The 24,038-nt window shown below is 39.4% G+C and carries 20 protein-coding genes; 9 read left to right on the top strand and 11 right to left on the bottom strand.

Annotated elements, in window-relative coordinates; genetic code table 11:
- Window positions 1-21: 21 nt before the first annotated feature.
- The 4 genes from BCM40_RS12205 to BCM40_RS12190 all read right to left on the bottom strand — a co-directional run bounded on the left by BCM40_RS12205 (window position 22) and on the right by BCM40_RS12190 (window position 4,144).
- On the bottom strand, window positions 22-468 hold the full coding sequence (locus tag BCM40_RS12205; protein ID WP_065525672.1) for a GDYXXLXY domain-containing protein: 447 nt from the start codon (window positions 466-468) through the stop codon (window positions 22-24).
- A complete protein-coding gene (locus BCM40_RS12200; protein ID WP_065525673.1) occupies window positions 465-1,640 on the bottom strand; it encodes a DUF2157 domain-containing protein in 1,176 nt (391 codons plus the stop codon). The genes BCM40_RS12205 and BCM40_RS12200 overlap by 4 nt, the downstream gene beginning before the upstream one ends.
- A gap of 121 nt (window positions 1,641-1,761) precedes the next feature.
- Window positions 1,762-3,297, bottom strand: a complete 1,536-nt coding sequence (locus tag BCM40_RS12195; protein ID WP_065525674.1) for a glucosyltransferase domain-containing protein — start codon at window positions 3,295-3,297, stop codon at window positions 1,762-1,764.
- 136 nt (window positions 3,298-3,433) lie between these two features.
- Window positions 3,434-4,144: an MBL fold metallo-hydrolase gene (locus tag BCM40_RS12190; protein ID WP_065525675.1), complete on the bottom strand. Its 711-nt coding sequence runs from the start codon at window positions 4,142-4,144 to the stop codon at window positions 3,434-3,436.
- 623 nt (window positions 4,145-4,767) lie between these two features.
- On the opposite strand from BCM40_RS12190, the gene BCM40_RS12185 reads away from it, so the two are divergent.
- The 5 genes from BCM40_RS12185 (at window position 4,768) to BCM40_RS12165 (ending at window position 10,492) form a co-directional block, all read left to right on the top strand.
- Complete coding sequence (locus BCM40_RS12185) at window positions 4,768-5,313, top strand: glycerol-3-phosphate responsive antiterminator (protein ID WP_065525676.1); 546 nt, start codon at window positions 4,768-4,770, stop codon at window positions 5,311-5,313.
- Between the two features lie 178 nt (window positions 5,314-5,491).
- A complete protein-coding gene (locus tag BCM40_RS12180; protein WP_065525677.1) occupies window positions 5,492-6,322 on the top strand; it encodes an MIP/aquaporin family protein in 831 nt (276 codons plus the stop codon).
- A 20-nt stretch (window positions 6,323-6,342) separates the two neighbouring features.
- Window positions 6,343-7,845 carry a glycerol kinase GlpK gene (gene glpK / locus BCM40_RS12175; protein ID WP_065525678.1) on the top strand — a complete coding sequence of 501 codons (1,503 nt, stop codon included), beginning with the start codon at window positions 6,343-6,345 and terminating at the stop codon, window positions 7,843-7,845.
- A gap of 258 nt (window positions 7,846-8,103) precedes the next feature.
- Complete coding sequence (locus BCM40_RS12170; protein WP_065525679.1) at window positions 8,104-9,780, top strand: glycerol-3-phosphate dehydrogenase/oxidase; 1,677 nt, start codon at window positions 8,104-8,106, stop codon at window positions 9,778-9,780.
- 160 nt (window positions 9,781-9,940) lie between these two features.
- Window positions 9,941-10,492 (top strand): divergent PAP2 family protein, encoded by a 552-nt coding sequence (locus BCM40_RS12165; RefSeq protein WP_008431947.1) that lies wholly within the window; start codon window positions 9,941-9,943, stop codon window positions 10,490-10,492.
- A gap of 201 nt (window positions 10,493-10,693) precedes the next feature.
- Here BCM40_RS12165 and nadA read toward each other — a convergent pair whose 3' ends face one another.
- The 3 genes from nadA to nadB are packed head-to-tail and all read right to left on the bottom strand — an operon-like array spanning window position 10,694 to window position 14,174.
- Window positions 10,694-11,788, bottom strand: coding sequence for a quinolinate synthase NadA (gene nadA, locus BCM40_RS12160; RefSeq protein WP_065525680.1), 1,095 nt, complete (start codon window positions 11,786-11,788; stop codon window positions 10,694-10,696).
- The gene (gene nadC, locus BCM40_RS12155) at window positions 11,785-12,639 is read right to left on the bottom strand and encodes a carboxylating nicotinate-nucleotide diphosphorylase (RefSeq protein ID WP_065525681.1); all 855 of its coding nucleotides are present in this window, start codon (window positions 12,637-12,639) and stop codon (window positions 11,785-11,787) included. The genes nadA and nadC overlap by 4 nt, the downstream gene beginning before the upstream one ends.
- Window positions 12,636-14,174, bottom strand: coding sequence for an L-aspartate oxidase (gene nadB / locus BCM40_RS12150; protein ID WP_065525682.1), 1,539 nt, complete (start codon window positions 14,172-14,174; stop codon window positions 12,636-12,638). The genes nadC and nadB overlap by 4 nt, the downstream gene beginning before the upstream one ends.
- A gap of 100 nt (window positions 14,175-14,274) precedes the next feature.
- Between nadB and BCM40_RS12145 the strand changes: the two genes are divergently transcribed.
- Together BCM40_RS12145 and BCM40_RS12140 are read left to right on the top strand one after the other, a co-directional pair.
- Window positions 14,275-15,405, top strand: coding sequence for an IscS subfamily cysteine desulfurase (locus tag BCM40_RS12145; protein ID WP_065525683.1), 1,131 nt, complete (start codon window positions 14,275-14,277; stop codon window positions 15,403-15,405).
- A gap of 115 nt (window positions 15,406-15,520) precedes the next feature.
- A complete protein-coding gene (locus tag BCM40_RS12140) occupies window positions 15,521-15,886 on the top strand; it encodes a hypothetical protein (RefSeq protein WP_065525684.1) in 366 nt (121 codons plus the stop codon).
- Between the two features lie 46 nt (window positions 15,887-15,932).
- Here BCM40_RS12140 and BCM40_RS12135 read toward each other — a convergent pair whose 3' ends face one another.
- Window positions 15,933-16,322: a DUF805 domain-containing protein gene (locus BCM40_RS12135; protein WP_065525685.1), complete on the bottom strand. Its 390-nt coding sequence runs from the start codon at window positions 16,320-16,322 to the stop codon at window positions 15,933-15,935.
- Between the two features lie 273 nt (window positions 16,323-16,595).
- Between BCM40_RS12135 and BCM40_RS12130 the strand changes: the two genes are divergently transcribed.
- Window positions 16,596-17,996: a trypsin-like peptidase domain-containing protein gene (locus tag BCM40_RS12130; RefSeq protein ID WP_065525686.1), complete on the top strand. Its 1,401-nt coding sequence runs from the start codon at window positions 16,596-16,598 to the stop codon at window positions 17,994-17,996.
- Between the two features lie 70 nt (window positions 17,997-18,066).
- Here the strand turns inward: BCM40_RS12130 and BCM40_RS12125 are convergent, their stop codons facing one another.
- Complete coding sequence (locus tag BCM40_RS12125; RefSeq protein ID WP_065525687.1) at window positions 18,067-19,167, bottom strand: acyltransferase family protein; 1,101 nt, start codon at window positions 19,165-19,167, stop codon at window positions 18,067-18,069.
- Window positions 19,168-19,371: 204 nt separating this feature from the next.
- Here BCM40_RS12125 and BCM40_RS12120 point away from each other — a divergent pair, with 204 nt between their 5' ends.
- A complete protein-coding gene (locus tag BCM40_RS12120; protein ID WP_065525688.1) occupies window positions 19,372-22,038 on the top strand; it encodes a CDP-glycerol glycerophosphotransferase family protein in 2,667 nt (888 codons plus the stop codon).
- Window positions 22,039-22,085: 47 nt separating this feature from the next.
- Here the strand turns inward: BCM40_RS12120 and BCM40_RS12115 are convergent, their stop codons facing one another.
- On the bottom strand, window positions 22,086-22,739 hold the full coding sequence (locus tag BCM40_RS12115) for a class D sortase (protein ID WP_156851293.1): 654 nt from the start codon (window positions 22,737-22,739) through the stop codon (window positions 22,086-22,088).
- On the bottom strand, window positions 22,739-23,926 hold the full coding sequence (locus BCM40_RS12110; protein ID WP_065525689.1) for a processed acidic surface protein: 1,188 nt from the start codon (window positions 23,924-23,926) through the stop codon (window positions 22,739-22,741). The genes BCM40_RS12115 and BCM40_RS12110 overlap by 1 nt, the downstream gene beginning before the upstream one ends.
- Between the last annotated feature and the right edge of the window lie 112 nt (window positions 23,927-24,038).

Here is a 24,038-nt window from a genome sequence, read left to right as displayed (position 1 = left end):
TGATTGAACTTTTTTTGTGATTTATTCTTTTCGTTCTTCGAGCGATATAGGACGGATTGTTCCCCAGCTTGAAACGTCTATCGTTACTTGCAGGTCACGTGCTTCTTCAAGTTGAGGACCCAAGCCTTGTTCTACATAAAACTGCTCTAATTGAGGTGCTGTGACGCGACTATCGTACACATAGCCTTCAATAGCTCCAAAGAAAGGGTCCGGTTCAACGCGATCCAGAATAGCGTAGCCATCTTCCGCGGTTTTTAACGTAAAGTAAATCGAGCTGTCATCGGTAATCATGGTCGACGTTAAGTCTGGGTATTGAAGCATCACGTATTCTCCATAAAAAGGATCAAACGGATCAAAAGGTTCAGCTCTTAAAATGTATTGTTCGCCAAACCAGGAAGCTGCGTAATAACTAAGCAGTAAGAGCCCAACAAATACAGTTTGAATAATCGGGAAGAGCCAGGCTTTCATGACTTCACACCTTCTTTCCGACGATTAATCCACCAAGCCGCCCCTGATAGTAGAAACAGCAGTATCGCACCAATAAGGAAGAAGAGAGACATGTCGAGACGTTCCCAAGCGTAAATGATATAAATCACAAATTGAACAACAATAAAATAAACAAAGCCCAATCCGAGTTTTTCATTTTGCCGCTGGGCGATCATCAAGTAAGCAAGTGCGCTGAGTTCAGCGACAATTGCAAGTCCAATAGCCGTTTCGTCAAACAAAAGCAATCCGATTACACCAGGAACTGCTATCCACATGAGAGATCTGAATTTGAAATAACTCAAGAGAAGTACGCCACCAGCAACAATGGCTAAGGCAATGGCTTCAGCCCAATGACTTTCATCAATGATGCTGATAAAAGTTTGACCGCGAACTGCTAAATAGACAACAAGCAGTAATCCAGCGGTTAGTAGATAAAGTGGTCGAATCATTTGTTGTTTATCGGAAGGAATAACAAGTAGAAGCAATACAAGCGCGAACAAAGTCCAAATTGGCCACAGGACGCTGTCGTATTCTACTAATCCCCATAACATAAAACCAGAAGCAAAAAGTAGTATCCAACTAAACGCAGTAGGTGCAAAGTTTTTGCTGAAATAAAACCAGCCAAATGTAATGGCGATAAAAATACCCCATTCCACCCAACCGATATTAGGCAAGAACGATACTAACACGTATCCGCCAAAGTAAAATCCAACAAGAGAGTATACAAGATGCCGCCAGTAAAAATAATGGGCAAGCGTTGCTATATACATCGCCCACGGCAAGACGGAGTTCGCGAGTGGAAAATGGAAAGTCTGAGCAGCAGTCAGTAAAGATGCCCCAAACATGGCAAGACCAATAACCCTGAACAAAAGTGGATAGCCAAAATTTTTCTTTCCAGAAAAATAAGCGACGGTGTAAAATAGCCACATTAATGTTAGCATTAGCAAGACTTTTGCTATATCCGGAATCGACTGCCAATTGGCTGCAATAAAACTAAATACAGCAAGCGCGAAGAAAATCAAACCAATCAGCAAAAGCAATGGAAGCTTTTTAGGAACAGGCTGGTGTTTTTCAAACGCTAAAATACGTTCCGCTGTAGCATGGTCAATCAATTCAGCCTGTTGCCACTGTTTTAGTTTTCTTTCCGTATCCATTGTCACTCCTCCTTAATTTCTTCCTTCTATTATAGCTGAAAACTACTAAAATATATAGGAAAATGGTATTAGTTAAAGCAAAACACCAAACGTAGAGAAAACCTCTGCGTTTGGTGTTTTATTAATTTTGTAACTTAACTACAACGACATTATTGATGATGCGAACAGCCTTTTTCGAGGGCCAAGCTTCCATTGCTGCAAATGCTTCTGAAGCTTCAATTTCTTTGTATTCTTGCTCAGAAGCGAATTCGTACGTAACACCAAAATGATGTTGCATCATGTCCTTGTAATGATACGGGTACAAAACAATACTATCGCCTAAAGAACCGGTCATTTTCGGAATGCTTTCTGGGATGCTACGAGAACTTAACGTAGAATCCATCCTGTATCGCCCGATTATCGCGAGTTTAGAGCTAGGTGAAACGTTTTCGGTTTGTTCGATTCGGCTAATTAAACGATTCACTAAGGCGGTTGATTTTTCATACTTCAACTCCATATTCAAGTAAGCAATGTTTGAAATAAGTGCAAAGTTGAAAATTGTGACCAGCACGATTAAAACATTTAGCCAGGAAAAGATTTTTGTGGAAAGGGTTGGAACGGAAAGATGTTCATAAAAAACAACTGGTAATAAGTAAAAACTGACAAGAGCAAACACCATCAACATATGGTAAGTCAATTCAGCCGACATAAAGTACAATATGTAAGAAGTTAGTGGCATAAGTAATACCATAAGGATAGCAAAAATGACATTCATTTTTGATATGAATTTGCTATTTTGAATGAGCAGTAGTATAAAACCCAAACCTATCAATGTGAAGACGGCAATATTTAGCCATTCAAATAAATTTACTGGAAAGTCTGTTATAAATCCTCGGAAGAAAAACAGAGAAAAGGCTTCGTGAATTTGCTGGAAATGCTCAAAAATAGAAACATCATTTTTTCCAACAGAGTCGAGCCCTTGATAGCTTGTCAGATTACCGGCAAATAACGTCGTGTAGAGTTTAAAATGAAGAATGTACAACACCATCCCAATACTAGCTAAGGCAAGAAAACGAAAAGAATAAAGTGCTAATTGTAGAGTGGTGATTTTTCTACCCATAATTTCAGTAACTAGGAAAACTAGGATGAGTGTTAATAGAAGTGGTAAATTGGCTTGGTAAATCCCGACACCTATGTAAAATAAAATAGAAGCCGGGATAAAACCATATTTGTATTTTTGCGTGATCAATATAGCTGAAACGGTCATTAAAAAACTAACAAGATACCCATCTGCAGTAAACATGTAAGAAAAAGTAGAAGCAATCGTTGGAAACGTAACAACTAAGCCGCTAACAGCCAAGATGGAAAATGTTTTTTTCAACTGAAACAATTCGATGAGCATGACGGCTAACAAAGCTAAATAAAAGATAGCGAGCATCCCATTTATCCAAGGTAAGTCGAAGTAAGAACTGATTCCACTAAAAGGTGATAGGAAAAAGCGCCCCGAATCAGCTTTAAGTTGAGGACTATGTGTATTAATCAAACTGTCATGATTGGGAAGAGTGTTTGTGAAAACAAACATATGGCATAAAAATCCGGTAATAAAAGCAGTGATAAAAGCTGTTTTCCATTGCGGCTTTATGCTCGACTTTAATTTTAGTAGAAATTCTTCAGGCATGTTTGGATGGCTCCTAATCTAGTGCAAACTCTCAATGAATTTGGATTATATTTTCCAATTCTAATCATAGCAAACTTTGTTTTGTAAAAGTAGAGTGTTATTCGTGAGCGGTGGCAGTTTGATTGGATTCAAGCTATTAATGCCAGTTCTTTTTTTCGCTTTCTAAAATTGCCGATTCGAGAGCCTTCAGTGGATGCACCATCATTTTCCCGTGGCCGACCGCTAACAGTTGAGGGTCTAACTTTTTGATCTTTTTTGCGCTTTCCAGTGCTATTTTTTTGTTCCATGTAGCTAATGCGGGAAAAGGAAAAAGTGCTTTGAAGGTGCCAGAAACGGCAATGCCTCCGTGTGTTTGGAGCGCATCTCCCACAATAAGAAACCGGTTACGGGTATCAAGTAATGATATCGAACCTGGTGTATGCCCAGGAGTATTTACCACTTCGAGTGAACCAACTCGGTCGCCTTCTTTGAGCAAGCGATCTGGCTGTGTCCTAATATTTGTTGGCACGCCGCCTTTAATTGGGGAGTCGGGTTCACCAGGAAGAGGGCTAGTATCACCTGCGAGCAGACGAGCGTCACGTGAAGACATACTGACCACTGCATCTGGCCATTCACGTTTAATGGCGTCAAGTGCGCCGAGGTGATCCATATGGGCATGGGTGATAATGATTTGAGTTAATGGCTTTTGCATAACACGAATCGATAATAAAATCTGTTTCGCGTGAAGGCTAAGTGCTGCATCTACCAAAGTCAATTCAGTTTCTTCATCGATAATGTAGCAATTGATCGGAAGTAATTTCGGTAAGAAGGTTAGCTGGTATAGAGGGCCATTTTTGGTCATCCGCATTATCCGTTCACTCCTTATAAAAGTTTAGTGTTTTATTTTATTTTATACTGTTTCGTCAGTAAATGAAGAAAAATGGATAGTTTATCTACATTCTCCCATCTGAAAGTTCAAGAACCTGATTACCGAAGACCAGGAAAGCGCAAGGTCGCGCTTTCCGTGAAAGAAAAAGATTCCGGACAGTAAATGAGGGCATTCGGACAGTATTTTTGCGATTTGGACAGTATTCCCGCCGATTCGGACAGTATTTCAAAAAAACGGACAGTAAGCCCAGAAATTGGTATCCAAAAACATAGTTTATACGAAATTCGCAACAACAACAGACTTTTTCAAACAGGCTCATTATAATAGGTAAAAGAGGGATGGGCCTATGAAATACTTTGGGGTGCTGTGACCAATGAAAAATAGTGACAAAAGCCAAGGTTTTCGCACGCCCCATCTATCGTTTTTAGAAAAAATGCGCAACAATGGAAAAGTCGTGGCTAAGGGGAAGTTTATGGATGGTTCTAGCGGAATGGTTATGTATAAAGTGGAATCTTATAAAGAGTGAGAGTCCTTAGTCCAAATCGATCCGCATTATAGTAGAAGAGGCAAGAGAATTTAAAATAACTAGAGGAGGAAAAACGGTGTACGAGCTAACTGGCGTTTTACCTGTTTTACGCAATATGAAAGAATTTGAACGTTTACTCGAGAGTGAACATGAATATATTATCTTTTTGGAAACGCGGTTATCGCAGTTGAAGCAATTGGTACAAGCGGCGAAAAAAACAGAGAAGAAAGTAATTCTACATGTTGATTTAATCCAAGGGTTAAAGGCGGATGCGTATGGATTTGAATATTTGGTGAGAGAAGTTAAACCGGATGGAATTGTTTCAACAAGAAGTAACGTAATATCGTTGGCGAAGAAAAATAATTTGATGACTATTCAACGTTTGTTTTTACTCGATAGTCAGGCACTAGAACACAATATTAAGTTGATCAACCAAGTTAAGCCTGATTATATTGAAATCTTGCCAGGAATTATTCCATCGGTTATTAAAGAAGTTTTTGATAAGACAGGCATACCGGTTATTGCGGGTGGGTTGATTCGAACGAAGGAAGACATTCAACTTGCTTATGACGGAGGAGCTAAAGCGATTTCAACATCACAACCAGAACTTTGGGAATTGTAAAATAACTGTTGACAGCGTTTTCATTAACTGATAACTTAGACTTACAAGTTAAGAACTGTGTTGGAGAAACGGAGACCTGCACTGAAAAGAGCGCTTTTAACAAAAGAGTGGCTGGTTCAGTGTGGGTCTTTTTATATTTAAAATAGTTCTTACAAAAAAAATAAAGGGGTGCAAAACGATGACGGAGTTTTTGGCAGAAGTAATTGGTACGATGATTTTAATTATTTTTGGTGGCGGTGTAGTTGCAGGTGCGGTATTAAAAGACTCTAAAGCAGAAAATGGCGGCTGGGTTTTGATAACGCTTGCATGGGGTCTAGCGGTTACTATGGCTGTTTATGCAGTTGGGAGTTTTTCAGGTGCACATATTAACCCGGCAGTAACTTTAGGTCTTGCTTCTGTAGGTGATTTTCCTTGGGCTAAAGTTCCACTGTATATCGCTGCACAGATTCTTGGAGCTTTTCTTGGTGGAGTTATTGTTTTCTTAAACTACTTGCCACACTGGAAACGCACAGAAGACAAAGGCGCGAAGCTGGCAGTATTTTCAACGGGTCCAGCAATCCGTAGTCCTTTCTCCAACTTAGTAAGTGAAATTCTCGGAACTGCCGTGTTATTAATGGGCTTATTGTTCATTGGTGCAAATGATTTTACTGAAGGCTTGAATCCGTTAATCGTAGGTTTGTTGATTGTCGCAATCGGGATGTCACTTGGTGGCACTACCGGATACGCGATCAACCCGGCGCGTGACTTAGGTCCGCGTATTGCACACGCATTGTTGCCGATACCAGGTAAAGGAAGTTCAGACTGGTCTTATGCATGGGTTCCGGTAGTGGGTCCTATTTTCGGTGGTATATACGGCGCGCTATTTTACAAAGCGATGTTCACAGGAGCATATGACCTGCCATTTTGGATCATGAGCGTCATCTTATTACTGGTATTATTTGGAGCAGCAAGTGTAGAATTAAAAAAAGAACATACACCAGCGGATACAGTAGAAGAAAAAATTTCATAAACCCTTAGGAGGAGATTATTTTGACTAAAGATTACATTTTATCTATCGACCAAGGTACGACAAGTTCACGTGCGGTATTGTTTAATCACAACGGTGAAATCGTAGAAACTGGCCAACAAGAGTTTCAACAATTCTTTCCAAAGCCAGGCTGGGTAGAACACGATGCAAACGAAATTTGGACATCTGTCTTGGCATGTATGGCAGAAGTATTGCGCAAATCAGATGTTAGTCCGACTCAAATTGCAGGTATCGGAATTACAAACCAACGTGAAACAACAGTGGTTTGGGATCGTCATACTGGAAAGCCGATTTACAAAGCAATCGTTTGGCAATCGCGTCAAACAGATGGCATTTGTAATGAGTTAAAAGAGCAAGGTTTGAACGAATTGTTCCGTAAGAAAACCGGTCTTTTGGTCGATGCATACTTCTCAGGGACAAAAGTGAAATGGATTCTTGATAATGTCGAAGGCGCACGTGAAAAAGCAGATAATGGCGACTTGATGTTTGGAACAATGGACACATGGTTGGTTTATAAATTATCCGGTGGCAAAGCTCACGTAACGGATTACAGTAATGCCTCACGTACATTAATGTACAACATTTATGATTTGGACTGGGATCAGGAATTATTAGATATTCTTACTGTACCGAAGAGCATGTTGCCAGAAGTACGTCAGTCTTCTGAAGTTTATGCAAATACAGTAGACTATCATTTCTTTGGTCACGAAGTACCAATTGCTGGTATGGCGGGAGATCAGCAGGCTGCTTTGTTTGGACAAGCTTGCTTTGAAAAAGGAATGGCCAAAAACACTTACGGAACTGGTTGCTTTATGCTGATGAACACGGGTGAAGAAGGCGTTAAATCTGATCATGGCTTGTTGACGACTTTGGCTTGGGGCGTTGATGGCAAAGTAGAATACGCACTAGAAGGTAGTATTTTTGTAGCCGGTTCAGCGATTCAGTGGTTGCGAGATGGCTTGAAAATTATTAAAAATGCTCCAGAGAGCGAAAACTATGCGATGGAAGTTGAATCGACAGATGGCGTTTATATGGTTCCTGCATTTGTTGGACTTGGAACACCTTACTGGGATACAGATGCACGTGGTGCGGTGTTCGGTTTAACACGTGGCACAACAAAAGCTCACTTTATCCGTGCAACGCTTGAATCCCTCGCTTATCAGACGAAAGATGTTGTAGATGTTATGATAGAAGATGCAGGGATCGAACTAAAAACGTTACGTGTTGATGGCGGAGCCGTTGCAAATGATTTGTTAATGCAGTTCCAAAGTGATATTCTAGATGTACCGGTAGAACGTCCAGTGGTTCAGGAAACAACCGCACTTGGTGCAGCTTACTTAGCTGGACTAGCAGTTGGATTCTGGAAAGACAAAGAAGAAATCGCTAAGCAATGGAGAATCGACAAAACGTTTACGCGTGATATGTCGACAGAACAGGGCGAAGAACTTTACGAAGGCTGGAAACAAGCGGTAGCAGCAACACGATTATTTAAACCAGCAAAATAACATAAAAGTTAATAACGAGAGATTTACGGCCGGAGACTTTGAGAGACCAAGCCAGTTTTACAGAAAAAATTCTGTAACTGTGCCTGGATCTCTCTTTTTATTTGGAAAAATGGGTATACAAGTTAGAAAGAGCCATTTTTTAAACTGTTTTCTCCATATTTCACATTAGCCATTTTGTACGAATGCAATTTTTTGGCGGATCAACTTAAGTAAATAAATGGCTATACCTCAAACAAAACAGAAGGAGTAGATGAACTTATGAAATTTTCAAGTTTAAACAGAAATGATCGATATAACCAAATGAAACAATCCCAATTAGATGTTTTAGTCATTGGGGGCGGAATTACAGGTGCAGGAATTGCATTAGATGCGGCTGTTCGCGGTATGGACATTGCGGTAGTCGAAATGCAAGATTTTGCAGCAGGTACAAGTAGCCGCTCGACAAAATTGGTTCACGGTGGCTTGCGTTACTTAAAACAATTTGAAGTGAAGATGGTTGCAGAAGTAGGGAAAGAACGCGAAATCGTTTATGAAAACGGACCACATGTAACGACTCCTGAATGGATGTTATTGCCGTTTTATAAAGGTGGAACATTCGGGCCACTTAGCACAAATGTGGGTCTTCGGGTGTATGACTTTTTAGCTGGTGTAAAAAAATCTGAACGCCGCAAAATGTTAAGCAAAGAAGAAACATTGCGTCGTGAGCCTTTATTGAAGAAAAAAGAACTTAAAGGCGGAGGCTATTACGTAGAATACAAAACAGATGACGCGCGTTTAACGATGGAAGTGATGAAAAAAGCGATCGAAAAAGGCGCAATGGCAATGAACTATGCCAAAGTAAAAAGCTTTATTTATGACAATGGCAAAGTAGTTGGTGTCCGTGTTGAAGATCAGATTGATGGCAACGTTCACGAAATTTTTGCGAAAAAAATTGTCAATGCAGCTGGACCTTGGGTAGACACGTTGCGTGACAAAGATCATTCGAAATTCGGTAAAACGTTGCAATTGACGAAAGGCATTCACTTAGTGTTTGATGGTCGTCGTTTCCCATTAAAACAAGCAATTTATTTTGATATGCCAGACGGCCGGATGGCGTTTGCAATTCCACGCCAAGGAAAAGTATATGTGGGGACAACCGATACGGTGTACGAGCAAGATATTGCTCACCCAACAATGACCGAAGAAGATCGTGCTTATGTCTTGAAAGCCGTAGACTTTATGTTTCCTGAAGTCGGAATTACAAAAGAAGATGTGGAGTCAAGTTGGGCTGGATTGCGTCCATTGATTCACGAAGATGGCAAAGACCCATCAGAAATTTCACGTAAAGATGAAATTTTCATTTCAGATTCTGGGTTAATTTCAATTGCGGGTGGTAAATTGACCGGTTACCGTAAGATGGGTGAAAGCATTGTCGACCTTGTGGCTGAGCAATTGCAAAAAGAGCAAGGAACCAAGTATCCGAAAAGTTCGACGAAACGCTTGCCGATTTCTGGTGGGGAAGTAGGCGGTTCGAAAGGACTTAAAACATTCAGAGCTGACCGTGTAAACCAAGCGGCTAGTATGGGACTAACGGCTGACGCGATGGATATGCTTGTGAGTCGTTATGGTTCAAACGTTGATAAAGTCTTGCACTTCTATACACAAGGATTAGATGATGCAGCGGAAGCTGGACTCGATCCAATTGTATACGCGATGTTGCGTTATTCAATGGAATACGAATCAGCATTTAAACCAGTCGACTTCTTTATCCGTCGTACAGGTGCCTTGTTCTTCGATATTCACTGGGTACATGCACATAAAAAGAACGTCATCGCTTATATGAGCAAAACGCTTGTATGGTCTGAAGAACAAAAGGAAGAATACCGCTCTGAATTGGAAAACTTGCTTTATGAAGCAACACATCCAGTTGATGTATCTGCTCAAAGTTCAAACTAAATTTAAGCTCCTGTGCAATCAGATTACTGATTGCACAGGAGTTTTTTTAGTTAGTAACACTCTATTTTTGTTAGGGTTACATATTCTCTTCTGAATTTGGGTAAAGAAGTATATAATCCGGCAACAACCAGTTGCCAAGCTGAAAATGGGGGATGAGTAGATGAGAAAGATGAATAGAGGAATGATCACTTCGTTAGGTGCAATTGGTGTCGCACAAGCGTTGAAAATTGTGACACACAAAACCGTAACGGGTAATTGGGATTGGCGACAAGCCTTTACGACTGGGGGCATGCCAAGTTCTCACTCAGCAGGGGTATCAGCGCTTGCGGCATACGTAGCAGCGAATAAAGGTGCACGCCATACAGAAACGGCACTAGCAATTGTCTTCGGAGTCATCGTCATGTACGATGCACAAGGGATACGTCGCCATACAGGCGAAATCGCGCGACTGGTCAATGAACTAGAAGACAGCTTTGTGAAATTTTCGGGAGAGTTTCCAAGCTTTGAATTTGTGGAACGCGAAAAAGATTTAAAAGAATTACTGGGTCATCAACCTGTTGAAGTAGCTGCAGGAGCGGCATTTGGTACAGTTCTCGGATTGGTGTCAGCAGCAATTGAAAACCGCTTCCGTGAAATCGAAGAAAAAGAAAAACGCTCTAAAAATCAAATAGCTTATGATGGACGCGGTCGCAGAATGACTCGTTCTCAATAAATAGATGAAGCCATTCCTTTTGTGGAATGGCTTTTTTGTGTGCAATTGATGGAACCGCACCTCAATAAGCGAAGAGCGCACCTCGTAACAGAAACTCCGCACCTCAAAAGGTAAAGAGCGCACCTTAAAGGAATAAAACCGCACCTCAATCGCCGCAAACCGCACCTCGCACAAAAAAGAGGGCAATGTGCCTTCTTCTAGCTACATCATTTTTTCCAAAGCCAATTTTGCTTCAATCGCAGTTTGCGTATCGACTTGAATGCGGTTGATTACACGTCCTGCTACCAATTCTTCGAGAGCCCATGTTAAATGGGGCAAGTCGATGCGGTTCATTGTTAAACAAGGGCACATATAAGGGTTTAACGACACAATATCAAGTTCGGGGTAATCCGCAATTAGCCGGTTTACCAAATTCATCTCGGTGCCGATTGCCCATTTGGAACCGGGTTCAGCCGCTCGAATCATATGAATAATGTATTTTGTCGACCCGGCAAAATCAGATTGGCTCACCACTTCATACGTGCATTCCGGATGCACCAAAATGTTGCGATTGGGTTCATTTTTCCGTAAGTTGTCAATATGTTTCGGCAGGAAATTCATGTGAACAGAGCAATGGCCTTTCCACAAAATCACTTGAACGTCTTCTAGCGGACATTGGGCTTCGAGTTTTTGTTTAATCGGATCCCAAATGGCCATTTGTTCGAGTGGAATGCCTAACTTCACAGCTGTATTTCGTCCTAAGTGTTGATCTGGCAAAAACAGCATGCGTTGTTTTTGAGTTAACGCCCAGCGCACCATAGGCTCGGCATTAGAAGACGTAACGGTTGCTCCGCCGTTACGACCGACAAACGCTTTAATCGCTGCAGTTGAATTGACGTAAGTTAATGGCACAATCGTATCACCAAAAAGTTCTTGCAGGTGCAACCAAGCGCGTTCAGTTTGATCAATATTGGCCATGTCTGCCATAGAACAACCGGCGCGCATATCCGGCAAAATCACGGCTTGCTCAGAACTTGTCAGAATGTCTGCGGTTTCGGCCATAAAATGAACACCACAAAAAATAATATAATCGGCCGTTTGCTGACCCGCAATTTGAGAAAGTTGAAGTGAATCTCCTGTGACATCAGCGTAGCGAATGACCTCGTCTTTTTGGTAATGATGTCCGAGTATGTACAACCGATCTCCAAGTTTTGCACGAGCTAGCTGTGCCCGTTTATGCAGTTCTTCAGTTGTTGTTTGCAAGTAAGATGCGGGCATTGCCTCTTCTTGTTGTAATTCTTTTAGAAATAGAGTCATTGATAAATTGCCTCCTTGGGTGAGATAGACAGGTTCATGCTGATATCAAGATTATGAACGCTATGAGTTAATGCTCCAATAGAAATTACATCGACCCCCGTATGACGGTAGGCAGCTAAATTTTCTAATCCGATGCCCCCCGAAGCTTCTGTACAGATCGAATCTGGCACGAGTTTTACCCATTCAGCTAGCGTTTCCGGGGGTTGATTGTCGAACATAATAATGTCAGGGCGTGCTTCGATCGCTTCTTGTAATTGAGCTGAATTTTCAATTTCAACTTCAATCATGATCGTATGTCCAATTTGTTCGCGCACTTTTTTTACGGCTTGGCAGATAGACCCAGCTGCGGCGATATGGTTGTCTTTTAACATGACAGCGTCGTATAGTCCATTCCGGTGGTTAAATCCACCACCAATCCGCACCGCATATTTCTCAAATATTCGCAGTCCAGGTGTGGTTTTTCTTGTGTCGGCAATGCGTGTGTGGGGAGAATTTAAAGCTTCCACACACTTCGCAGTCAATGTTGCAATCGCACTCATACGTTGCACCAAATTTAAAAGTACTCGTTCGCCTGCTAATAACGCGGCAACAGGGCCTTTTAAGCGAACAATCGCTTCATCAGACTCTACCCAATCGCCATCTTTTTTTAAAATCTCTACTGTCACTGCAGGATCTAATAAGTTGTATCCCCATTGAAAGCATTGTAAGCCGGCGATAACTCCACGTTGTTTTAGCCGAACAACTGCTTCACCTTGATCTTCTGGACTAAAAAGGATAGATGACAAATCACGGTCTCCAATATCTTCTAATAAAAATGCTTTAATCGCTTCTTCAGCTTTTAATCGATTCATAACACGGTCTCCTTTTGTTGTACTAAACGTTTTCCAAATGTGTGGCCGGCTAAAGACAATTCGACTGTTTTACCTGTCCACTGCGTAGAAGCTTCTGGTGTATCGTCACGGTAATGCGCGCCTCGACTTTCTTTTCGCAGTAAGGCAGCTGTGGCAATTAAACTGCTAGCGGTATACCGGTGAATGTCCTTTATATGCTGACTAGAATATTGCTGCAAATCAAATCGGTGTAAAGGGAAGTCGGCATTGAATTTTTGTAAAGTCTCCACATTTCTTAAAATCCCCACTTGTTGTGTCATGCGCAATTGCAAATCAGCAGGTAAAATGAATTCTTTTGTCCCATCGGCTAAATGAATCTCTTTTTCCACAAAGTTAAAGCCGGTACATAGTAATTTGCTCGCTAACCGTTTCGCGAACACTAAACCTTCTAACAAGGAATTGCTGGCTAGACGATTTGCGCCGTGTACACCAGTGGATGCAACTTCTCCGATGGCATAAAGACGGGGAACTGTTGTTGCACCCCATTCGTCAGTCTGAACTCCACCCATATGAAAATGAGCACCGGGTCTAACAGGGATCAACTCTCGTTCAGGATCGATATGTAGATCAGTGCAATTTTTGAAAATAGAAGGGAATTTTAACTCGAATTGCTCGATAGATTGAGCATCTAAAAAAACAGGACCTTTTTGTTGCCAATGTCGTTCAATGGCACGAGCAACAATGTCTCTTGGCGCAAGTTCCATTAATGGGTGAATACCGGTCATGATGCGTTGTCCAGCAGCATTGACGAGCAATGCACCTTCCCCGCGAACTGCTTCAGAAATCAACCCATGAGATTGGCCATGAAGAGTCAAAACGGTTGGATGAAACTGAACAAATTCCAAATCTTCTAATACGGCACCTGCGTGAAAGGCTAGCGATAAGCCATCCCCTGTAGCGACGAAAGAATTGGAAGTTTGACTATACAATTGACCGATTCCCCCAGTCGCTAAAACGGTATGATGCGCTTGAATGGTAGAACGGTTGCCTAGGGCGTCTTCTACACACACACCAACGCATTCCCCGTCTCTTACAATGAGCTCAAGAACCGAACTGTATGGCAGGCGTTTAACGTGATCTTCTGTTACGGCTAAGAAATACTGTAAAAACATTTTTCCTGTTTGATCGCCACCTGCATGAAGAATTCGTTTTGTGGAATGTGCTGCTTCTCGACCCAAGAGCGGGAGTCCTTCTTCCGTGGCATCAAAAGGTAATCCTCGTGATAACAAGCTTTCGATTATGGCTAGACCTTCAGTTGTTAATAGGTTTACACGTTTTGCATGTGCATGCTCTGCGCCAGCAGATAAAGTATCCATAGCATGACTAGTTGGGTGGTCTCCTGGACCAATACTTGCGGCAATTCCTCCTTGTGCTAACGCCGTATTACTTGAAAATGAATCTTCTTTCGTGAGGACGGCGATGGATAAAGAAGAAGGAAGAGAATGGGCTAACATTAATCCAGCGATACCGCCTCCGATTATACAAACATCAAACATAAGTTTACACCAACTTTACAAGTGTCTTGACACTATTAATGACATAAAGCTAAAGTGATTACAAGATTAAAATATCGCATGTGAAGGAAATGATGAAAAAATGACCATTTATTTGGATTATGCTGCAACTGCTCCTATGCGCGAATCGGCTATTGAGGCTTATGTTACTGCAGCTAAAGAGGTTTTCGGAAATACGCAAAGTTTGCATGACAAGGGCTCAGATGCCTTGCAGTTATATGAAGGGTGCAAGCGTACATGGGGAAACTTGCTCAATGTTCGAGAAGAAGGAGTTTATTTTACCGGCAACGCATCAGAAGGCAACCAGTTGGCCATTCGCTCATTGTTGCGTGGAAGAAAAGAGGAGCAACGAGAAATTGTTACCACGCAACTTGAACATGCTTCTGTACTAACAACATTGCACGAGTTAGAAAAAGAAGGGTACAGCATTCGTTATGTACCAATGGGTAAAGATGGAGTTCTTGAGATTGATGAATATAAAAAAATGGTTACAGACCAAACAGCATTAGTAGTGATACAGCTGGTCAACTCAGAAATGGGAGCCGTTCAGCCGATCACAAAATGTGCAGCAGTTGCGAAAGAAAATGGGGTGCCTTTTCACTGTGATGGTGTCCAAGCTCTCGGAAAGATTCCAGTAGATTTAACTAGTCTTGGTGTTACAAGTGCTGTTTGTTCTGGCCATAAAATCGGGGGGCCAAAAGGAGTCGGCATTGTGTGGGTAAATCCTAGTATCCACTGGGAGTCGACTTATGAGGGAACTGTCCATCAACAAGGCTTTCGCGCCGGAACGATAGACGTTCCAGCAATTGTATCGGCAACTATTGCTGCAAAAGAAGCCATATCAGAACAAAAACAAGTTTTTCAGCACGCTGAAAGTTTGCAGTCTTATTTACTAGAGCACTTACCAAAAGAGGTGGAGATGATCGGAAAGAGTGCTGAAAAATCACCATTTATTTTAGGGCTTTTATTACCACACGTAGAAGGGCAATGGATGATGCTCGAGTGTAATCGACATGAGGTGGCCATTTCTACAGGAACTGCCTGCAAAATTGGTGCTGGTGAAGCAATGTCTGCAATGAGTGCTATAGGCATCGCACAAGATGCTGCTCGGAAATTTATCCGACTATCAATTTCAAAAGACACAACAAAGCAGGAGCTCGATACATTTCTGCTAATCCTCCGAAGTTCAATGGTGAAAACTACGATGCGATAAATCGATTGTAAATTAGGGGTTAAGAAATGTTAAAGACTTCAAAAGAGAAGGGACGGCATTTAGTGGATGAGATAAACTAAATGTAACGACTAATCGTTTGAAGGAGGAAAAATAGTTGAACACTTTGTTTTTGAAAACATCTATTTTCATTCTGGTTATGGGATTTGTTTGGATGACGCAACTAAACACACAAACGGATCAAATAAAAGAATCCTCAGCCTCTCACGAGAATGGTGAACTACGTATTCCTTATGAAAACCAATTAATAGAGGTAGAGAAGAAACTACAGATTTTAACTGCGCAAATAGAAGGAGAAAATACCATAAACGCTGATCAATACAGACGTTATCAATCAACCTTGAATCGATTGATACAAGATACGACTACAATTTCACGACAAACAGAACCAACAGACTTAACCGATCAATTCGACCAATTAGTCACAGTTCAAAAAACATTACAGGAAATTGATGTGAAATAAAAACACACCGTAATTGTCTTTCGACGATTGCGGTGTGTTTTTATCTTTAGTTATTGACCGGCTTGAAATCATGTTCAAATTCTTTTGGATTTGAACCGTATTTATTGCTGCCTGATTCGCTATCTAGTAAGGTAAATACGAATAAAGCAATCCATCCAAGAATCGGGATAAAGCTAAGCAATAGCCACCAGCCTGTACGACCGATATCGTGTAATCGGCGAACGGTGACCGATATACTAGGAATTAAAATGACAAGAGTAAAAATCGTACTTAATAGTCCAATATCTGGTGCGATTTCTAATCCTGCTACAATTTCAATAATAGATAAAACAACTGAAATGATAGTGGTCCATAGGATAAACATCCAGTATTCCTTGCGGCGTGATCTACTCTTAAAATCCAAGGTTTTCTTAAATACATCTAGAAATTCTTTCAAATTATCATCTCCTAAAAATTAGTATTTAACTGAATCGATTATATCATTATATGGAAGATTAAAGTAGATATTATTATTAAAATTTTACATTTTATTTATAAAATACAATATTTATTTGATTTTATTGGTAAGATTATGTTCTGAATATATAGATTTATTACAAATGCGAAGACTTCATTACATCTTGCAACCCTTGGTAGTTGTTTGACGTTATAAGGTTTATAATGGAAGAAAATAAAGAACTTTATGCTAGATCATCAAGGAGGTACAACTATGAAATGCAATAACTGTGGAGCTGAAAACGTTGAGGGCTCAAAATACTGTAAAGATTGCGGGCATTCACTTATACAGACTCGAAATAAAAAACACAAAAAGCGTAAGCTTACATACGCTATTATTTTAGTGTTGACTTTGCTCGGTGTAGGAATCGGGTCTGCACAATTAATGAGCAATAATGCGGAGCCGCCGGAACTAGTTGAGACAAAGCCAGAAGAACCAGAAGAACCAGAAGTAGCAGAAGAGCCGGAAAAAATAGAAGAACCTGAAGAAACGGTACCAGCTGAAGAACAAGCAGCAGGTACGGTAACTAAAGTCGAAAACGTCGTGCCCCCTTCTGAACAAGAGGAAAAAGTAGAGCCAAAGAAAAAGGAAAAAACAGCAATTATTAAGGAAGTACAACAAAAAGTTTATACCGTTTTAACAGAAGGTGGGCAAGGATCAGGATTCTTGTTTTCAGATACGGGAATGGTCGTAACAAACGCTCATGCTGTGGCTGGGTACACCGATGTGGTCGTTCGCAACATTAATGGACAAGACCATCCGGGTACAGTGGTCGGAATTTCTGGTGAATCGGATATTGCACTGATTCACGTAGCAGCATTTGAAGGCATTACGCCGCTAGAAGCTGAAATGGACAAGACGGATGTTGGAACGGAAGTTATTGCACTTGGCAGTCCTGCTGGTTTAGAAAACACAGCATCAATTGGTTATTTAACGGGAATTGATCGTGACTTCTACCAAGAGTTTACGTATGAAGACATTTATCAAATCGATGCTAAAATTGCGCCAGGAAGCAGTGGTGGCCCTTTAGTTGATGCCACAACTGGGAAAGTCATTGGGATCAATTCCTTAGTTATTGAAGAAGGCGATTCAATCGGTTTTTCAATTCCTTTGTATTCGATGCACGAGCAGTTATCTCAATGGGTAACCAATCCAATGACGGCAGAAGAAGTCTCTACCGTGTTTAATGTATACGATGATTTTAATAGCTACGAAGATGAAGATTATGAATACGATATTGATTTGGAAATGAAGTTTGACGAAGCGAACTTAAGTGAGTTTATCGGAGATTTCCGTTACTACTATGAGCTAGCATTAAAAGAACAAGACTTTTTCTATGTGCAGAATTTACTTGTGTACCAAAGTGAAATTTACAATGGCATTAGCGAGTATATTTCAGATATCACAGGAAAAGGCATGGAATTCAATTTTACGAAGTTAGAAATCTCAGGCGTAGAAATCTTTGACGACTATGCAATTGTTCACACGGAAGAAGCTTTTGATTTCAAAGATGCAGCGGGTAATTGGTCCGTTCAAGAACGTAGCAAAACGTACACCATTGTAATGGATGAATATGGTTTTTACTATGTTTCGGATATCGTGAATAAAGAATAAGATGACTGTAAAAAACCGCCTATCAGCTTATTATGCTGATAGGCGGTTTTTCATGATCGTGAAACAAATTTTATTGCTCATAATTGACTTGACGTGTGTCCTTATTGAACGATGGTTGTTTTGGTTTTGGAGATGTTGGTTCCAAGTATTTGATCTTTCCTGTAAAGTGACGCGTGAAACCATTTTGATAAAATAAGAATGCCACGCCGATGCAAGATGAGATTGTCAGGAACGTCATGGTGATGACGTATGTGAAGAAATTTTCACCGAAAGTCATTGAAAGTTTAACAAAGTAAGGCAAGAAAATCATATGTGTTAAATAGATGAAAAATGAGAAGTTACTAATCATGACTAATGTCTGGTTGTTAAAATTAAACTTACGGATTAATGTTACTAAAAGAAAGAAGACACTCACAGAATACAGCAACATATCATAGCGTTCACTTGAAATTCTTGTATAGTCCAATTCGATATAATTGTACATAATAATTCCAAAACTCGTCATTGTCGTCAAAATGGGTATCCATATTTTAGTGGTTAAAAATGTGATAAGTTGTTCATAGTATTGACCGATATAAAATGCGACAATAAAATAAAACAACCACATAAAAATATGGGTTTTATACCATAACGGATAATTTGTTAAGATGAAATTTTCATACGTAGCAACATGAACAAAACAATATACATGAGCAAAAGAAATAGCAAACGACACGAGAATCGGCCCGATAGGATTAACGCGCGCTAAATATTTTCCGATTAGCCAGTGCAAAATATAAAATTGGAAAATGACAATGACAAAAAATCCGTACCATTGGCCAAATACTACTTTTTGGAGAGCTACGTCAAGAAAAGACGAGAAGTCTCTAGCTGAACCACGGTAACTAACGATTAACCCAATCAATAAATAAGGGATTAAAATAAATTGTATTCGTTTAGCGAAGAATCCTTTTTTCAATCCATTTGGATAGTTTTTTGATAAAAGAGTTTCAGATAATAAAATAAAGATTGGGGTAGAGCAAAGCAGTGCAAACCGGATCCATACGATATATTGATCGTAAGCAACTTGATCGACTTCTATATTTCTTAAATAATTTGAGATGGAATGGGTAACAACAATAGCAAGACACATAATGGCTCTTATAATATTGATTTCATTTAAATTTTTCACTTGATTGCTCCAATTGATTCCCTAAGCCAAAAACAGCCAGGTTATTTCTTTATTTGAGTAAACAACTATAAGTATGTAGCTGGTCACATTATTACAGTATAAGTATTCTTTTGCTGGCTGTCTATCCTTAATTCAATTGACAGAAATTAGAAGGATGATAACATAAGATATTGCAGAATAAAATTGTCTAGGAGATAAAGAGCTATGATTTTAAAAAGAGTTAAAAACAAGGTGAAACGAATATTAGTAAAAAGAGTAGAAGTAGAAGAATACTATTTTGATGAGCAAAATTTGCTTTTTCAATTTCAGTTGTCAAACTTCTTTACTCGAAAAAAAATTGCTAAAGCAGAATTTCTAGTCAACGAAGAAGTTTATCCATTGACGTGTAAGTTTGTGGGGAAAAACAGCTTGGTTGTATCACTTCCAAAACACTTACTTTCTTCGGTCACATCGAGTTCGAGTATCCAGTTGACAATAAACAATAAAAAAATATGGATCACAGAACATGACATGTACAAAGCAGGTGATTTTCAAGAATCGATATTAATCGCCAATAAACTGTTATCAACAAAAGTAAAAAAGAACATCATTATAAACAATCGATTTGCTGATTTTTTCTTTATGGATCGTTCGATCAAGGCTATCGTAAACTCCGTACAGTATGAAAATTTATCCATGACTATAGAGTTGCCAAATAGTGTGAGCGAAGATGTTGAAAGTATTGAACTGTATGCTTTTAACAACTTTCAATTCCGTGTATTAACTGGGAAACGGGAAGCTGGACATAACCCTTTTGTTTTCGAGGACTTTTCTGAAATGGCTGCAGGTTTATGGAGAGTGTTTCTTTATGCGGATAACAAGTTGTATTCAGTAAAACTGGAGGATGAGTTTAATGACTCTTTCAATTCTTATCACCATCAGTATAAAATCCTCCGTAGAGACTCTTTTTTGTATATGGAATTGCAACCACATGCGATGGAAACTGATTCTATCTCGATAGAAGAAAAACAAGTTTCTGAGTTTCTTTTATCATTTTCTTTAGGGGATAAAGTGCCGAATGTGGAATACTCGCTTCAAGTAGATGAACCGAAAAGCGGCCTGCTCGAAACTTATCCCTTAAATAACAAAAACGGTCTTTTTCAAACCGTTTTGCCAATGAACAATTTATTGGACAATCTATTTGTAAAACGTTTTTTCCTTGTGGAGCATAGTGAAGAACCTAAAGTTTATCGCTTTAGTTTAGACAAGCGAACATTGCAAAATACCACGACGCGGTACAAAGTAATCTCGAATTCACAGCTGGTTAAACTTAAATTTTACCGACGAAAAGATTTGTCTCTAGGATTAGCAATGACTCCAGCTAAGCTTAAAAAATCTATCCGTGAAGTAACAGATTTTAAAATAGAAGGCATCATAGGGTCAATCGAAGAGTTTATAGGTTCTAAAGCTTACTTACTGATAGAAGACCGAGCGTCTCAAGAATCGCTTCAAGTGCCCATTTCTGGAGAGTTTTCCATTGATTTTAAAAGTTTAGATTTGATCGGTATAAAAAGTAAAGATAAAACCGTTCTTGATTTGTTTGTCGTGATTGAAAACAATTCACAAGAAGTTATCCGAAAAGAAAAAATCAGATACACTAAAGCGCAGTATAAAAAGGATAATTACTATAGCTATATGAAACAACTTGATGATAACGGCAATGAGCATCATTTCATGATTACAACGACGCCATTTAACAACGTGAAAGTAGAATCGTTTACTGTAAGAAAAGATGTGGAAATCCCGCAAGATACACAAACAAAAGATGAAAATGTTTGGTTGATGGGAGAGCGCACGAATACCGCTCAAGACAATGGCATTGTCTTTTTCAAATGGCTACAAAAACATACAACGATCGAAGCTTATTATGTAATAGAAGAAGACAGTACAGATTATGAACACATTAAGCACCTTCCAAATGTATTGATTTTTGGGTCCGATCGACATTTTGAAATTGCCTTTAAAGCCAAAGTGTTACTTGGCACACACGATTTAGAAAATATCCTGCCTTATAAGCCAGCAAAAGGGTTTTTTGGGTATGAAGAAACGATTAAAATATTCCTTCAACATGGCGTATTAGGACGCAAAAACGTGGAATACCATAAGAAAAATTACGATATGCCATTTGATTTGTTTATTGTGAGCTCCGAACCTGAAAAGAAAGTAATTGTAATGGACGAAATGGGTTATGACGACCATGAAGTGGTCGCAACTGGTTTGGCGCGTTTTGATAATCTCATCCAAGTCGATCCCCCTAAAGACATTTTACTGATGCCAACATGGCGTGATTGGATCAACACGGATGAACAATTTTTGAAGAGTGAATATTTCATGGCTTATTCCAACTTAATCCAAAATGAAAAATTATTGGGACTTCTTGAAGAGTACAATGTGAATATTAACTTTTATCCACATTATCGTGCGCAAGATTATTTCCAAAGTGAAATTGAAGATATGCATGAACGCATTAAATTTATCCCACTAGGCTCACAAACCGTTCAGCAATTGCTAATTGACCATGCTTTGTTAATAACAGATTATAGCAGTGTTAGTTTTGACTTTACCTTACTCAACAAACCGGTCGTTTACTATCATTTTGATGTAGAACGATTTTTCCGTAAAGGCATTTTACGTCCTATTGAAGAAACGTTTATCGGTGGGATTGGGTCTTTTGAGGAAGAGCTTGTGACCATTATTGAAGATCGAATTAAGAGTAACTTTGCGAATTTCGAATACGAAATTACAGGGATTATTAAGTATCAAGATCAAAACAATAGTCGACGCATATACGATGAAGTTCAAAAACTGCTAGAAGCTAAAAGAAGTTCGTAACTAAAAATAGAAAGAAAAAAGAGCGGTGAAGTCAATTCACCGCTCTTTTATTTACTTGAAACCAAGTCAGCTACTAATATATAGCGTTCTGGAGCATATCCAATATAATCGAATGGATAGCATGTAGAAACGGTTAAGGTAGCTTTTGGTTTTGGAACTATAACGGTACGGTCGTCTTGATCGACGATTCGAACTTGACGCACTTTATACGTGAAAGTGCCTGAATAGGTTGTGACCGTTAAAAGGTCGCCTTTTCCGACTTTACCCAGTTCGCGGAAGACGGTATCTCGGTGTCCAGACAATACGGAATTGTCATCTTCACCGGGCAGTACACTTTGTGCAAAATGGCCGACGCCTTTTTCTAACTCATCTTCGTCTGTGCCATGAATAATGGGTAGGCTGGCTTCAAGTTTTGGAATAAATAATTCTCCCATCAAGTCGCCAACTTCAGGTTTTTGTGGATACTCAAGATTCAGTAAGTCATTTTTAGTATGTGTTTCATCTAGTTCAAAACGTGGAGACACGGGTTTGCCACTAAAGTCTTTAGCTTCCGCATGTCCCGTTTTGTAAAGCATATAACCTTTGATAAAAGTTGCTGTGCTCGTTGTGCTAAACCATAAACCGGAAACAACTAAGGCAATCGATAGAAAAAGAAGAAGCGATTTTTTGCTTCTTCTTTTTTTTAGTTGGTCGTTCATCATTAAATTTTTTCAGCTCTCAAGCGACGGAATAAAATAATTCCACTTAAAAGTAGCGCCAGTCCGAAAAGTAAAGTAGGCACAAAGTTAGAAGCAGTAACTGGTAGTTTGCCACCTTTAACCGTTTTTGTTGCACTTGGTGTAGAGGCAGTTGGTTTTTGTGTCACAGTAGGAGTTGAAATGATTGTTTCTACCGCTCCTAAGTCTTTTCCTGTATCAGCAATTAAATCAGATCCAAACATATCAGCAGTCAACAAAACATCCGCTAAAAATACATCTTTTAGATTGTAGATTTCAATTAATAAGTCTGCACCTTCAGTTGATTGAAGTGTCATTAATGTAGCCAATGAAACCGGCTTTTTCACGCCATCTTTTACAAAAAAGTACGTTGTTTTCAATTCAAACAAGTTAATCATGTCGCTATAAATATCCATCATTTCGGCAATTTGTTCGGCTGTTAATTCGTCAGCTGTTTCAAAATCTTCCATGGCCATCATGCGATCACTTAATTGTGTTAATTGTTCTTCAAATGCAGGATCTTCATAATTTAAGGTTTCTAAATGAGCAATCAATCTTTCCACTTCTTCTTCAGTCAATCCAAGTTCAGTGAAAAGGCCGTTGAAATCTAACTCGTAATCATCCATTTCTGTATAAAAAAGAAGGGATTCTTCTAAGTCTTCGATAAAGTCGTAGTTTTCTAGAGAATCAGAATAACCTTGTAAAAATTCTTCTAACTCTTGTTCTGATGCAAAGCCAAAGTTATCCATTAATTCTTGTAGGTTTTCATCGTCAATCGGTGTACCTGTGTAATCATCTAAATAAAATTCACTAAAGTATTCAACATCTTCAATGAAAATTAAGTAGACACCATCAAGTACATCTTCGCCATATTCAAGGTCACCGTATTCATAAAGCAACTCATTTAATTCTGTACGGGTCATCTCTAGCTTTTCTGTTAAAAGCTGAATGCCTTTTTCAGTTAAAGGTGTCCCTAGTTCATCAATTGTTTCAAACTCATCTAAAGACCAGTCTTTGCTTGCTAAGTAGTCTAGATAATCTTGCTTTTCCCAATTGATTTCTACTAAAAATGCATTAAATTCAGCCTCATCCGACTTGATCGCAAATGCAGATAGCGGCAATGTACTAAGTACAAACCCAAAAACGACTAAAAATCCAACTAAACGCTTCATTTTCTTCCTCCTGTTTATAAAAAATGGAATATCTATACTATTATAGATTTGGCTTTAATTTTATAATATAGGTATAAATATTCATATAACTTGAAATTTGAAGAAATTAGTA

The sequence above is a fragment of the Planococcus donghaensis genome, assembly GCF_001687665.2.
Taxonomy (GTDB): Bacteria; Bacillota; Bacilli; order Bacillales_A; family Planococcaceae; genus Planococcus; species Planococcus donghaensis.
Note: the sequence above shows the minus strand (reverse complement) of the source record. Positions and strands in the feature narration are given on the sequence as shown.

Coding starts and splice junctions, on each gene's coding strand:
- BCM40_RS12205 (WP_065525672.1), bottom strand. CDS start 468: ATGAAAGCCTGGCTCTTCCCGATTATTCAAACTGTATTTGTTGGGCTC.
- BCM40_RS12200 (WP_065525673.1), bottom strand. CDS start 1,640: ATGGATACGGAAAGAAAACTAAAACAGTGGCAACAGGCTGAATTGATT.
- BCM40_RS12195 (WP_065525674.1), bottom strand. CDS start 3,297: ATGCCTGAAGAATTTCTACTAAAATTAAAGTCGAGCATAAAGCCGCAA.
- BCM40_RS12190 (WP_065525675.1), bottom strand. CDS start 4,144: ATGCGGATGACCAAAAATGGCCCTCTATACCAGCTAACCTTCTTACCG.
- BCM40_RS12180 (WP_065525677.1), top strand. CDS start 5,492: ATGACGGAGTTTTTGGCAGAAGTAATTGGTACGATGATTTTAATTATT.
- BCM40_RS12170 (WP_065525679.1), top strand. CDS start 8,104: ATGAAATTTTCAAGTTTAAACAGAAATGATCGATATAACCAAATGAAA.
- BCM40_RS12165 (WP_008431947.1), top strand. CDS start 9,941: ATGAGAAAGATGAATAGAGGAATGATCACTTCGTTAGGTGCAATTGGT.
- nadA (WP_065525680.1), bottom strand. CDS start 11,788: ATGACTCTATTTCTAAAAGAATTACAACAAGAAGAGGCAATGCCCGCA.
- nadC (WP_065525681.1), bottom strand. CDS start 12,639: ATGAATCGATTAAAAGCTGAAGAAGCGATTAAAGCATTTTTATTAGAA.
- nadB (WP_065525682.1), bottom strand. CDS start 14,174: ATGTTTGATGTTTGTATAATCGGAGGCGGTATCGCTGGATTAATGTTA.
- BCM40_RS12145 (WP_065525683.1), top strand. CDS start 14,275: ATGACCATTTATTTGGATTATGCTGCAACTGCTCCTATGCGCGAATCG.
- BCM40_RS12130 (WP_065525686.1), top strand. CDS start 16,596: ATGAAATGCAATAACTGTGGAGCTGAAAACGTTGAGGGCTCAAAATAC.
- BCM40_RS12120 (WP_065525688.1), top strand. CDS start 19,372: ATGATTTTAAAAAGAGTTAAAAACAAGGTGAAACGAATATTAGTAAAA.
- BCM40_RS12115 (WP_156851293.1), bottom strand. CDS start 22,739: ATGATGAACGACCAACTAAAAAAAAGAAGAAGCAAAAAATCGCTTCTT.
- BCM40_RS12110 (WP_065525689.1), bottom strand. CDS start 23,926: ATGAAGCGTTTAGTTGGATTTTTAGTCGTTTTTGGGTTTGTACTTAGT.